The sequence below is a fragment of the Streptomyces aureocirculatus genome, from assembly GCF_000720475.1.
GTDB classification, from domain to species: Bacteria; Actinomycetota; Actinomycetes; order Streptomycetales; family Streptomycetaceae; genus Streptomyces; species Streptomyces aureocirculatus.
In genome coordinates this window covers 1-14573 of sequence record NZ_JOAP01000010.1, presented here as the reverse complement: position 1 = coordinate 14573, position 14573 = coordinate 1, and the positions used below count along the sequence as shown (strand labels likewise).

Genomic DNA, 14573 nt, shown 5'->3' with positions numbered 1-14573 from the left:
TCATCGGAACGAGACGAGGGGCCACGCCGCACACCGCGGCGTGGCCCCTCGTCTCCGTTCCCTTCGGCGCCAGGACCGGGCTCAGTCGTCGAGCAGGTCGGCCACCTCCCGCGCGCGGTCCTTGACGAAGTAGTGCCCCGCACCCTCGATGACCGAGAGGGTCACGTCGTGCGCGTAGTGCTCCCAGGCACGGTGGCCCGTCGGGTAGTCGGCGGTGAGCGGGTCCGCGTCGCCGATCACCACGCGTACCGGGGTGCGCAGCCGCTCGAAGGCGGCGGCGGTGTCGCGGTGCAGCCGTGCGCCCTCCAGCATGTCGTGGCGTACGACGGACAGGACGCGGTGGCGGTCCGTGCCGTCCAGGGCGCCGGAGAAGCCGCCCACGGAGTGCAGGTCGTCGTACAGGCGGTCCTCGTCGACGGCCGTGAGGCGGTCGACCGCGGTGGCCGCGTCCCCCTGCGGGAACGCCGCGCCGAGGACGAGCCGCGAGGGCGCGGCACCGCGGTCCTCCAGGGCACGGGCGACGGCCACGGCGAGGAGCGTGCCGACGCAGTGCCCGTACAGCGTGTACTGGCCGCGCACCGTGTCGGTGATCTCCTTGGCGAGGAGTCCGACGGTCTCCGCCCACGGCTGCAACGGCTCGGGGCGCACCGGATCGTGCCCGGGCAACTCGACCGCCCACAGCTCCGTGTCCGCAGGGAGGTGTCCGGCCAGGGCCTGGTAGGCGGTCGCGTTGCCGCCGCCGTAGGGCACGCAGACCACCGTGTGGCCGGGGGCGCCTGCGTCGGCGGGGCGTTCGGGTGTCAGGCGGTGCAGGAGCCGGGGCGCGCCCTGAGCCGAGTCCGACGAGGCGAGGCGGGCGGCGAGGCGGCGCGGCGTGGGGTTCTTGAAGACCTCCACCACGCGCAGGCCGTGGCCGATGGCACGGGCCAGCGCCACCGCCTTGAACGAGTCGCCCCCGGCGTCGAAGAAGTCGTCGTCGACGCCGACCGCGTCGATGTCGGTGTCGAGGACCTCGCTCCAGGCCCGGACGACGTGCAGCTCAAGGGCGCCGGCGGCCCGGTCGGCCGCGGGCGCCGAAGCGGCGCGCGTCGGTGCGGGCAGGGCCGCGCGGTCCAGCTTGCCGTTGCCGGTCAGCGGGATGACGGCGAGCGGCACGAAGGCCGCGGGGACCATGTAGTCGGGCAGGACCCCGCGCAACCCCGCACGCAGCACCGCGGGTTCGGGCAGGCCCTCGGGCGCGGTCGGCACCACGTACGCCGTCAGTGCCTTCTCTCCGGAGGCGTCCACGCGTACGTCGACGCGCGCGTCGGCCACGTCGGGGCGTGCGAGCAGCGCCGCCTCGATCTCGCCGGGTTCGATACGGAACCCGCGCAGCTTGATCTGGTCGTCCGAGCGCCCCACGTACTCCAGTTGCCCCTGCGGCGTCCACCGGGCCAGGTCGCCCGAGCGGTACAACCGGCCTCCGGGCGGCCCGAACGGGTCGGCCACGAACCGCGCCGCGGTCAGCCCCGTACGGTTCAGATAGCCCCGCGACACCTGGTCGCCGCCCACGTACATCTCACCCACGACACCGGGCGGCACGGGCCGCAGCATGGCGTCGAGGACCCGCACCACGAGCCCGGGGAGACCGGCACCGATCGTGCTGCCCACCGCGTCGCGCACCAGGGCGGCGTCCAGCGGGCCGTAGGTCACGTGCACGGTGGTCTCGGTGATGCCGTACATGTTCACCAGGCGCGGCGCGTCCTCGGCGTGTCGCTCGTACCACTCGGTGAGCCGCGCCAGATCGAGCGCCTCGCCGCCGAACACCACGGTGCGCAGCGCGAGCCCTGAGCCGAGGGCGGGGTTCTCGCGGTCGGCGCGGATGAGCTGGTGGAAGGCCGAGGGAGTCTGGTTGAGCACCGTCACCCGCTCGCGTACGAGCAGGGCGACGAAGTCCTCCGGCGACCGGCTGACCTCGTACGGAACGGCCACGAGCCGTCCGCCGTGCAGCAGCGGCCCCCACAGCTCCCACACCGAGAAGTCGAAGGCGGGGGAGTGGAACATCGTCCACACGTCGTCGGCGCCGAAGGCGAACAGGTCCTGGGTGCGGGACATCAGGCTGAGCACGTTGCGGTGGGTGACCAGGACGCCCTTGGGACGGCCCGTGGAACCCGAGGTGTAGATCACGTACGCGGCCTGGTCGGCGCCGGGCGTGCCGCGCTCGGCCGCCGTCAGGTCGTGACCGGGCAGCTCGGCGAGCGCGGCCTCGGTGGCGGGGTCGCCGAGGGCGACCCGCGGCCCGTCCGGAAGGCGGCCCGCGAACCCGGTGTCGGTGACGACGAGTTCGGGCCGTGCGTCGGTGAGCGTGTACGTGATCCGGTCCGCCGGGTGGCCCGGGTCGACCGGCACATACGCGGCCCCCGTCTTGAGGATCGCGAGGACGGCGACGACGAGTTCGGCGGAGCGGGGCAGCGCCACCGCCACGTACCGGCCGGGCCCGGCGCCGTGCCCGCGCAGGAGCCGGGCGAGCCGGTTCGCGGACGCGTTCAGCTCCGCGTAGCCGAGTGTCCGCTCGCCGCAGGTGACGGCGGGCCGCAGCGGATGCGCCCGTACGGCGGCCTCGAAGGCGCGGTCCACCGTGAGGTCGGGCACCGGCGCGCCCGGGCCGCCCGCCCGCGCCCACCGCTCCAGGGTCCCGCGCTCCTCCCGTGCGAGGACGTCCACGGCGCCGATGCGCCGCGCGGGCTCGGCCACGAGCTGCTCCACGACCCGCACGAACCGTTCCGCGAGCCCTTCGGCCGTGGCCCGGTCGAAGAGGTCGGTCGCGTACTCCAGATGACCGAGGACGCCCTGCCCGGGCAGCGCCGCCAGGTTGAGGAACAGGTCGAACTTCGCGGTCCTGCCGCGCAGCGGCTCGAAGCCTGCCCGCAGGCCCGGCAGGGCGAAGTCCTCACGGGCGAAGTTCTGCCAGGCGAGCACCACCTGCACCAGCGGCGCGTACGCGGTCGACCGCTCGGGATTGAGGACCTCCACCAGGCGTTCGAAGGGCACGTCCTGATGGTCGTACGCGGCCAGGGACGTGGCGCGCACCTGGTCGAGCAGGTCGAGGAAGGTCGGGTTGCCCGCGAGCCTGGCGCGCAGCACCCAGGTGTTGACGAAGAATCCGACCAGGTCCGCGAGGTTCTCGTCGGTGCGGTTGGCGATGGGCGAGCCGACGGCGATGTCGTCGCCGGCCCCGAGCGCGTGCAGCAGCACGGTGAGCGCGGACTGGAGCACCATGGACGACGTGGCGCCGCGACCGCGGGCCAGCGCCTCCACCGCTTCGGCGGTGCGCTGGTCGATGGCGAACTCCACCACGTCGCCCCGGTGGCTCGCGACCGGCGGCCGTGGCCGGTCGGTGGGCAGGCGCAGAGGTTGCGGAAGGCCGCGCAACTCGTCCTTCCAGTAGGCGATCTGTGCGGAAAGCAGGCTGTCCGGGTCGTCCTCGTCGCCGAGCAGCTCGCGCTGCCACAGGGTGTAGTCGACGTAGGCCACGGGCAGCTCGGGCCACTGCGGCGCACGGCCGCGCAGCCGGGCCGTGTAGGCCAGGGACAGATCACGGGCGAGCGGTGCGAACGACTCGCCGTCGCCCGCTATGTGATGGATCATCAGAAGCAGTACGTGGTCCTGCTCGGCCAGGCGAAGCAGCGTGGCGCGGACGGGGATCTCGGACGCCAGGTCGACGCCCTCGGCCGCCGCCTCCGTCAGGGTCCGGTCCAGGTCCTGCGCGGCGACCTCGACCACGGGCAGTTCGAGGCGGAGCTCCGCGGCGTCCACGACGTGCTGGCGGGGTTCGCCCGCGGCGTCCTCGGGGAACAGCGTGCGCAGGCTCTCATGGCGTACGACCACGTCCCGCAGGGCCGCGGCGAGCACGGCCACGTCGAGCGTGCCGGTGAGCCGCAGCGGGAACGGCGCGTGATAGGTGCCGGGCTCGTCCTCGAACTTGTCCAGGAACCACAGGCGGCGCTGCGCGAAGGACAGCGGCACGACCTCGGGACGTACGCTCGCGCGCCGCAGCGGCAGCCTGGTCGCGGAGTCCGTGGGCAGTTGCTCGGCCAGGGCGACGACCGTGGGCGCGGCGAACAGGACCCGCAGCGGCACCTCCACCCCCAGGACGGCGCGGATCCGGCTGACCAGGCGGGTCGCGAGGAGCGAGTGGCCGCCGAGGGTGAAGAAGTCGTCGTCGATGCCGACCCGGTCCAGGCCGAGGACCTCGGCGAACAAGCCGCACAGCAACTCCTCCCGCGGGGTGCGCGGTGCCCTGCCCGTCGCCGCGGGCGCGAAGTCGGGGACGGGCAGCGCCCGCCGGTCCAGCTTCCCGTTCGGCGTCAGCGGCACCTCGGCCACGGCCACGACGGCCGCGGGCACCATGTGCGCCGGAAGCCGCTCGCCGAGGTGCCCGCGCAGCGAGCCGACCAGGGCGCCGACGCGGGCGGTGGCGGCGGGGTCCGTGACCTGGGCAGCGCCCTGGGCGCCCGCACGGGCCACGGGGACCATGACACGGCCGGAGGCCTGCCCCCCGGGCACCAGCACCGCGTCGAAGCACTCCACGCCCGCGTCCGACCAGGTCGGCTCCGCCGTGAAGCCGTGTTCGGCCGCCCACGCGCACAGGGCGTGCGGGTCGAGTGCCGGAGCGCCGGGCACGGGGGCCTCGCCCAGGCCGAGCTGCGCGGCGGTCGCCGCCTCGGCGGTCAGCCGCGCGTTCGGGATGCCGGTGACACGGACCGGACCCCTCTCCTGCCGGGCGCGGCACAGTTCCGCCAGCTCGGTGAGGTCCGCGGCCTGCCGCCCCCAGACGATCTCCGGGAGCTGTTCCGGGTCGAGGGCGGCTGCGGGCGCGCTCGGGTGCAGGACGACGTCGTAGCGGTGCCGGGTGAGTTCGTTGTGGACGCGGCCCGATCGAATCCGTACGTTCACGCCGGCGACCGCGTTGCGCGCCGCCCAGTGCGTGAACCACGCCGGGGCGAGGGCGAGTTCCGGCTCCAGGAGCATCGCACGGGTCACCGCGGTGCGGGCCGCCTGCGGGGAGTCCTCTGGGCGCTGCGCGCGCCGCACACCGGAGTGGAACAGGTGCAGGGTGGCGGCGTTGCGCACGTCGCCGACGAGGATCCGGCCGCCCGGCGCGAGGAGCGGGAGCGCCTGGGTGAGGACGCGGTCCAGGTAGCCGGCGTCCGGGAAGTACTGCGCCACCGAGTTCAGGACGACGAGGTCGAAGTGGCCCCGCGGCAGCCCCGACACGTCGTCGGCGGCCTGGTGGCGCAGCGTGGACACGTCGGCGTACCCGGCCGCCGCGACCTCCCTGCCGAGGCGTTCGACGACCTCCGCGGACAGGTCCGTGCCCCAGTACTCCGCCACCCGGCCGACGAGCCGCGCCATCAACAGGCCCGAGCCCACACCGAGTTCGAGTATCCGGGACGGCTGCTCGGCGGCGATCCGCTGCACCGTCGCGTCGCGCCACTCCCGCATCTCGGGGAGCGGGATGGGGCGGCCGGTGTAGCTGGAGTCCCACCCGGTGAAGTCCTCGCCCCACGGGGCGCGCGCGTCGGCGTACACCCGGTCGTAGATCTGCGCCCAGCCCTCGACCTGCTGCTCGGCGGCCACGGCGGCGGGCAGGTCGGCGCCCGGCACCACATAGCCGACGAGGCGGCGCTCACCGGTGCTGTCCTCCACGAACGACACCACCGCCTGGGCGACGCCCGGGTGCGCGTCGAGGGCGGCCTCGATCTCGCCGGGCTCGACGCGGAAGCCGCCGATCTTGAGCTGGGCGTCCGCGCGGCCGAGGAAGGCGATCTCGCCCGCGCCCGTCCCGGGGGCACCCGCCACATGCGTCTGCGTCCAGGCCGCGACGTCCCCCGTGCGGTACATGCGCTCGCCCGGCGCCCCGAACGGGCAGGCCACGAAGCGTTCCGCGGTCAGCGCGAGGCGACCCAGATAGCCGCGGGCGAGGCCGTTGCCCGCGACGTACAGCTCCCCGGGCACGCCCGGCGGTACGGGCCGCAGGGCGGAGTCGAGGATGTAGGCCCGCATGCCGTCCATCGGCCGCCCGATCGGGACCGGGTCCGGCACCGGCACGGCCTGCGGGATGACGTGGTAGACGCCCGCGGTGGTGATCTCGGTGGGCCCGTAGCCGTTCACGACGGCCACGCCCGGGCAGGCCCTGAGGACCTGCTCGACCTCCGCCACCGGGGCCACGTCGCCGCCGATCCACACGTCGAGGATCCCGGCGAACGCCGTGGGGTCCTCGTGCACGACCACCTTGAACAGGCCCGCCGCCATGCACACCGCGGTCACGCCGTGCGCCGCGACGAGCGCCGCGAGGCCGCCCGCGTCCAGGCGGCCCTGCGGGGCGACCACGACCGTGCCGCCGTGCAGGAGCGGCGTCCACAGCTCATAGGTCGAGGAGTCGAAGGACTGCGGGGAGTGCAGCAGGATCCGCCGGTGCGCGGGGCCCGCGTGCCGCCGGTCCAGGGCCAGGCCCGCGACGGCGCGGTGGGTGGCGCCGACGCCCTTGGGCACACCCGTGGAGCCGGACGTGTACATCACATAGGCCAGTTCGTCGGGGTGCCGGCCGCCTTCGGGTGCCCCGTCCGCGGCCAGGCCGATCTCCCGCACGGTGTCCGGGTCGTCGATGAGCACGCACGGGCGCCCGCTCTCCGGGAGCCGGTGCGCGAACTCCGTGTCGGTGAGGACCAGGACGGGAGTGGTGTCGCGCAGCATGAACTCCAGGCGCTCGGCCGGGTAGTCCGGGTCCAGCGGCACATACGCGCCGCCCGCCTTGAGGATCGCGAGCTGCGCCACGACCAGGTCCGCGGACCGGGGCAGGGCGAGACCGACCAGGGTGTCCCGGCCGACGCCGCGCCCGGCGAGTACCCGCGCGAGCCGGTTCGCCCGCGTGTCGAGATCCCGGTAGCTGAGCTGCTGCTCCCCGAAGACCACGGCGGGCGCGTCGGGCGTCGCGGCGGCCTGCTCGGCGAACAGCACGTCGAGGGCCCGGCCGGGCAGCGGCACGGCGGTGTCGTTCCACTCGGTCAGGAGCCGCGCGCGCTGTGCGTCCGGGACGATGGCGACACTGCCCACCGGCACGTCGGGGTCGACGGCGAGCTGGTGCAGGATCCGCGCGTACGCGGCCGCGATGTCCGTCACCCGGTCGCGCGGGAAGAGGTGGTGCTGGTACTGGATCACCGCCTTGAGGTGCGGCTCGGCCATCGCGAGGACGCCCATCGGGTAGTGGGTGCCGCTGAGCGGGCTCAGGCCGGTGATCCGCATGCCCGCGGCGTCGGTCGCCTCGCCGATGGCGGCGCCGTCGATCGGGTACGACTCCAGGCCCACCATCGTGTCGAAGAGGGTGTTCAGGCCGAGGGCCTGCTGGATGTCGAGCAGCCCGTGGTGATGGTGGTCGAGCAGCGCGGCCTGCCGTTCCTGCAGTCCGGTGAGGACTTCGCGCAGGGTCCGCGCGGGCGCGCAGCCGACCCGCACCGGCAGGGTGTTGATGAACAGACCGACCATGGCGTCCACGCCCGGTATCTGTGGCGGGCGGCCGGACACGGTCGTGCCGAACACGACGTCCTCACGCCCGGTGAGACCCGCGAGAAGCACCGCCCAGGCGCCCTGCAACAGGGTGCTGGGGGTCACTCCCCACTCCGCGGCCGAGCGCGAGAGGGCGCGTGCCGTCTCCGGTGGCAGCGGTACGTCGATGAGTCCGACCCCGGCGCTGTGTCCGTCCACCGGCGTGCCCGGAGCCAGGAGCGTGGGCTCCTCGACCCCGGCCAGTTCGGCGGCCCAGGCCCGCGCGGCCGCGTCCTGGTCCTGCCGCGTCAGCCAGGCCAGGAAGTCGCGGTACCCCGTGGTGCCTTCCAGGGCCGCCGCGTCCCCTTCCGCGGCGTACAGGAGCGGCAGCTCCCGCATCAGGACCGGGAGCGACCAGCCGTCGATCAGCACGTGGTGCACCGCGAGGACGAGCTCCCAGCGGTCCTCGGACAGCTTCACCAGGGAGAGCCGCAGCAGCGGCGGCGCGGCCGGGTCGAAGTAGGTGGTGCTGTCGGCGGCCAGGAAGCGCCGCAGTTCCTCGTCGCGCTCCGCTTCGTCCAGCGCGCTGAGGTCCAGGAAGCGCCAGGGCAACTCGACGCCGCGTGAAACCAGTTGCCGCCATCCGCCCGCCGGGTCCTGCGCGAACGCCACCGTCAGGTTCGGGTGCCGGTCGAGCAGCGCCTGCCCTGCCGTGCGCATGCGCTCGGGGTCCACCGTCCCGGACAGATGCAGGACGAGCTGCATGTGGTAGGCGTCCACCGGAGCACTGTCGAAACCGGGGGCGCCGTCGGTGGCTCCGCCGGTGAGCATGCTGTGGAACAGCAGACCGGACTGCATCGGCGTGAGCGGCCATACGTCCGTGAGGGCGGGGTACTTGCGCCGCCACAGGTCCAGTTCGGCCTGGCTGATGTCGACGAGGGGGGTGTCGGAGGGGGTCAAGCCGCCCGCGCCGGGGCGCGCGGAGTGCCGGGCGAGCGCTTCCAGGGCGGCGCGCCACGCCTGCGCGAGCTCTTCCACGTCGGAGCCGGCAAGCAACTGGGCGGGGTGGCTGAGGCGGGCGCCGAGCCGGGGGCCTTCGGCGGAGTCGGTGACGTACGCGTTGATGTCCAGGGTGGCGAGGGCGGGCATGTCCGCGTCCGGTTCGGGGACCAGGGCGGCGGTGCCCTCGGCGAAGGTGAAGCCGAGGCCGCGCAACTGCTCGGGCATGTTGCCGGCCGTCGCGTAGTGGCCCAGGTAGTTGAAGGAGATCTGTCCGGTGGTGTGCCGGGCGAGGACTTCGGCGGTGTCGGGGTTGAGGTGGCGGAGCATGCCGTAGCCGATGCCCTTGTCCGGGACGGCCAGGAGCTGCTCCTTGACGGCCTGTACGGCGGTTCCGGCGGCGGCGCCGCCCGCGAGGGCCTCCTCCATGTCGACGCCGCTCACGTCGAGCCTGACGGGGAACATGCTGGTGAACCAGCCGACCGTGCGGGACAGGTCCGCGCCGGGCGCCGCCGCCTCCTCCCTGCCGTGGCCCTCGACGCGCAGCAGCAGCGTGCTCTCGTCGGTACCGCGGCGGCCGCGCCACCGCGCCACGGCCAGGGCGAGCGCGGTCAGCAGACCGTCGTTGACGCCGCAGCGGAAGGCGCCGGGCAGGGTGGTGAGCAGGGTCCGGGTGAGGGACGCGGGCAGCTCAAGGTGCACATGCCGGACCGTGGCGGCCACATCGACGTCCGGGTCGAAGGGGCGCGGGCCGAGGTCGGGGTCGGGCCCGGACAGGACCCGGCGCCACAGCGCGAGTTCGCCGGCGCGGCGCTCCGACGCCGCCTCCTGCGTCAGGGCGTGGGCCCAGCGGCGCGCGGACGTGGCCACATCGGCGAGGCGCGGGGTGCGGCCGTCGCGGACCTGCTCCCAGGCCGCGGCGAGGTCGGGCAGGAGGATGCGCCAGGAGACGCCGTCGACCACCAGGTGGTGCAGGACGACGATGAGCCGTCCCGCGGAGCGCGGGCCCGCGTCGCACCACACGAACTGCGCCATCACCCCGGAACCCGGGTCCAGACGGCCCGCCGCGGCGTCGAGTTCGGCCTGGGCGCCGTCGTGCCACGCCTCGTCCCAACTGCCGTCGCACGGCACGCGCCGGACCAGGCCCGCCGGGTCCACCGTGCCGGCCGGGGCCACGTCGAGACCGGGCTCGGCACCGGTCACCAGGGTCGAGCGGAGCACGTCGTGCCGGTCGAACACCGCGGACAGCGTCGCGGTCAGGCCGGTTGCGTCGATGCCGGCGGGCAGGTCCACCACCATGGACATCGCGAACCGGTCGTAGCCGCCGAGGGCGGTCACGAACCGGGCCGCGGGCAGCAGCGGCATGAAGCCCACACCGCCGGTGGCGTCCTCGGTGAGGAGCGCGTCCTGCCTTCCGGCCTTCGCGACCTCCGCGAGGCGGCCCACGGTGCGCTGCTCGAAGATCTGCCGGGGCGTGACCTCGACGCCGTGCGCGCGGGCACGGGAGACGACCTGGATGGAGCGGATGCTGTCGCCGCCGACGGCGAAGAAGTCGTCGTCGACGCCCACCCGGTCCGCACCGAGCACCTCGCAGTAGACGGCGGCGAGCGCCTCCTCCACGGCCGTACGCGGCGCACGGTAGGTGCCGCCGCCGAACTCCGGCTCCGGGAGCGCCCGGTGGTCCACCTTGCCGTTCGGCGTCAGCGGCAGTCGGTCGAGCAGGACGAACGCCGCGGGCACCATGAACTCCGGCAGCTTCCCCGTCAGGAACTTCCGCAGCTCACGCGCCGACACCGCGCCCGTCAGATCCATGTCCAGCTCGGCGAGGCTGTCGGCGCTCTCGTGCACACCCAGGTCCACCGGCACCACATGGGCCACCAGACGGCGCTCCCCCGCCTCCGTCCCGCGCGCGGTCACCACGGCCTGGGCGACGCCCGGGTGGGCGGTCAGGGCGGCCTCCACCTCACCCGGTTCGATGCGATAGCCGCGGACCTTGATCTGGGAGTCGGCGCGGCCGTGGAAGACGAGCCGCCCGTCCTGCGTGTGGACGACCACGTCACCGGTGCGGTACATCCGCTCGCCGGGACCGCCGAACGGGCAGGCGACGAACCGCTCGGCGGTCAGGGCGTGGCGCGACAGATAGCCGCGGGCCAGCCGCTCACCGGCGATGTACAGCTCGCCGGGCACACCGGGCGGCACCGGCCGCAGCGCCTCGTCCAGGACGTACAGGCGGGTGTTGTCCAGCGGCCGCCCCATGGGCACCACCGCGCCGACCTCGGCGGGGACGGTCATGGCGTGGGCGGAGGCGGCCACCGTCGCCTCGGTCGGGCCGTACCCGTTGACGACGACGATGCCGGGGCAGACCTCCATGACCCGCTCGACGGACTCCGGGGACACCACGTCGCCGCCCGACCACACCTCACGTACACCGGTGAAGGCCTCGGGCATCTCGTCGGCGACCACCCGGAACAGGCCCGCCGCCATGATGGCGGAGGTCACCCGGTGCTCGGCGATCACTCGTGCGAGGGCGGCCGGGTCCGGGCGTCCGGCGGGGCCGACCACGATCGCGCCGCCGCGAAGGAGCGGCACCCACAGCTCCAGGGTGCTGGCGTCGAAGGCCTGCGCCGAATGCATCAGGACGCGTTCGTGCGCGCCGCCGTCGAAGCGGCGGTCGAGGACCAGGCCCACCACGCCCCGGTGGGTCACCCCGACGCCCTTGGGCAGGCCGGTCGACCCGGAGGTGTACATCACGTACGCGAGTTGCCCCGGGTCGCCCCCGGTGTCGAGGCCCGCCGCCGAGGCCCGCGCGATCTCCTGGACCGTGCCCGGCTCGTCGAGCACGAGCAGCGGACACTCGTGCCGCGGCAGCTTCGCCGCGCCCGTCGTGTCGGTGAGGAGCAGTACGGGTTCCGCGGCGCACAGCATGAACGTGAGCCGCTCGGCCGGGTAGTCGGTGTCGACGGGCAAATAGGTGCCGCCCGCCTTGAGGACGGCGAGCAGCGCCACGACCTGCTCCGCCGAGCGCGGCAGCGCCAGGCCCACGATCGACTCCCGGCCCACACCGCGCGCGGCGAGGACCCGGGCGAGCCGGCTGGCGCGGGCGTCGAGCTCCGCGTAGGTCACGGCGTTCCCGCCGTCGTACACGGCGGTGGCGGCCGGCTGATCGGCGGCCCGCAGGGCGAAGAGTTCGGGGACGGTGAGCGCGGGCGTCTCGGCCCGGGTGTCGTTCCAGTCGGTGAGGAGCCGCTCGCGTTCGGCCCGATCGAGGAGGTCCACGGCGTCCACCGGTGCCTCGGGCGCGGCCACCAACTGGCGCAGGGCCCGGACGAAACGGTCCGCGAGCCGCTCCACCGACGCGTGGTCGAAGAGGTCGGTGGCGTACTCGATCAGCCCCTGCACCTCGTCCCCGTGCGACCCTTCGGCCTCCACGAGGTGCAGCGAAAGGTCGAACCGCGACGTCCCCGTCCTGGCCCAGAGCTGCTCGACGCGATCGATGCCGGGCAGGTCGAGCACGGCACGGTCGGTGTTCTGCCAGCCGAGCACGGTCTGGAACAGCGGGTGGTAGGCGCTGGAGCGCTCCGGGTTGAGGGCTTCCACGAGGCGCTCGAAGGGGGCGTCCTGGTTGTCGTACGCGGCCAGGGCCTTCTCCTGGACCTGCGCGAGGAGCTCGGTGAAGCTGTGCCGCCCGCCGACCCGGGCCCGCAGCACCCAGGTGTTGACGAAGAACCCGACCATGCCGTCGGCGGCGGCGTCCGTGCGGCCCGCGACGGGCGTACCGATCGGGATGTCCTCGCCGCCTCCCAACCGGTGCAGGAGCACGGCCAGAGCCGCCTGCATCACCATGGAGACGGTCATGTCGTGACGGCGCGCGAGCTCCCGCACCGCCCCGAGCAGCTCGGCGTCCAACACGAACTCCACCAGGTCACCGCGGTGACTGGCGCGTGCGGGGCGGGGCCTGTCGGTGGGCAGCGGCAGCGGCTGCGGCACTCCGGCAAGCTCCTGCTGCCAGTACGCGGCCTGTCGCGCGAGCAGGCTGCCGGGGTCCTCGGGATCACCCAGTACGTCCCGCTGCCACAGCGCGTAGTCGGCGTACTGGAGCGGCAGTTCGGGAAAGTCCGGCTCCTCGCCCCCGGTGCGCGCCGCATACGCCACGGACAGGTCCTGGAACAGCGGCGCGAGTGACTGCCCGTCGGCGGCGATGTGATGGATCACCAGGCACAGGACGTGCTCGCCGGGGGCGCGGCGCAGAACCGCCGCGCGCACCGGAATGTCCGCGGCCAGGTCGAACGCGTGCCGGGCGAGGCGTATCACCTCGTCGTCCGCCGCGGCGGACGACATCTCCCGCACGGGCACGTCCAGTCTCGTACGGGCCTCCGCGACGTCCAGGACCTGCTGGTAGGGGATGCCGTCCGGGTCCTGCGGGTAGACCGTGCGCAGGATCTCGTGCCGCGCCACCACGTCCGCGACGGCCGCGGCCAGGGCGTCGGCGTCGAGGGTGCCGTGCAGCCGCAGCGTCACCGGGATGTTGTACGTCGCCGACGGGCCCTCGAAGTGGTCGATGAACCACAGCCTGTGCTGGCCGTACGACAGCGGCACCCGCTCCGGGCGCTCGGCGCGGCGCCGCAGTGCCGGGCGGTCCGTGCCTCCCGTGCGTACGTGAGCGGCGAGGCGTGCCACCGTGGGGTGGTCGAAGACCGCACGGATCGGCACCTCGGCGCCGAGCGCGGTACGGATCCGCCCCGCGAGGCGCATCGCGAGGAGCGAATGGCCGCCCAGGTCGAAGAAGTTGTCGTCGACGCCGACCTTCTCGACCCCGAGGACGTCCGTGAACAGGGCGGCGAGCTCCGCCTCCCGGGGTGTTCCGGGGGCGCGGAACGTCGTGGTGGTGGTGAGGTCGGGGGCGGGCAGGGCCTTGTGGTCGAGCTTGCCGTTGGGGGACAGGGGCAGCCGGTCGAGAGGCACATAGGCGGTGGGCACCATGTACTCGGGCAGCCGCCGGGACAGGAAGGCACGCAGCCCGTCCGCGTCGGGCAGGGTCTCGCCGTCGGCGGGGACGAGGTAGGCGGCCAGGCGGCCCGTGCCGTGGGCGTCGTGCGCGAGGACGGCGGCCTGGGTGATGTGGGGGTGGGTGGTGAGGGCCCGACCGTGCCCGCGGGCAGGGGCGTAAGACCGGGGCTGAGGATGTAGGCGCGCAGGCCCGGCAGGGGGCGTCCGATGGGTACGCCGGTGGTGTAGGGCTGCTCGGGGTGCAGTCGGTGGGCGGTGGCGTAGAAGGTTTCGCTGGGTCCGTAGCCGTTGACGACGCGGGCCTCGGGCCAGCGGGAGCGGATCTTCTCGACCAGGGCCGGGGTGAGGGCCTCACCGGCGAACACGAGGGACTTGGGCCGCACCCGGTCGCCGATCCGGTCGACGAGTTCGGCGAAGGCCGAGGGGACGGTGCTGATGATGTCGACGTCCCAGCTCTCGCGCTCGGCGAGGACCAGCACATCGCGGACGATCTCCAGGGTCGCCCCTGTGGTGAGGGTGGCGAACACCTCGAAGGTGGCGACGTCGAAACCGATGGAGGTACTGGTCAGCATCCGCCGTCCCGGCGCGAGACCGGCCTGCTCGGCCAGGGCCTGAAGGGCGCTGGTGAGGCCCTGGTGCGTGATGCCGACGCCCTTGGGCAGGCCGGTGGAACCGGAGGTGTAGACGACGTAGGCGAGGTGCTCGGGGCGGGCTGTGGGGTGTACGGGGGTGCCGTTCGTGGGGGTGCCGTTCGTGGGGGTGCCGTCGGCGGGGGTGCCGTCGGTGGGCAGGAGGAGGACGGGGGTGTCGGTGGGGGGCAGGACGGTGCGGGTTTCGGTGTCGGTCAGGATCAGGTGGGGGCGGGCGCCGTGGAGGATGTGGTGCAGCCGTGTGCCCGCGTGGGCGGGATCGACGGGCAGATAGGCGCCACCGGCCTTCAGCACGCCCAGCAGGGCCGCCACCAGGTCCGCCGTGCGCGGCAGCACCACGGCCACCACGCTCTCCGGACCCACCCCACGCCCGACGAGCTCGACCGCGAGCCG

General features: G+C 74.1%; 2 pseudogenes. Both read right to left on the bottom strand.

The features are described 5' to 3' along the window. Window positions 1-81 precede the first annotated feature (81 nt). Window positions 82-13611: pseudogene (locus tag IG78_RS51230) on the bottom strand (amino acid adenylation domain-containing protein); the annotation flags it as partial. A gap of 110 nt (window positions 13612-13721) precedes the next feature. Then, window positions 13722-14516: pseudogene (locus tag IG78_RS51220) on the bottom strand (AMP-binding protein); the annotation flags it as partial. Window positions 14517-14573: the final 57 nt, after the last annotated feature.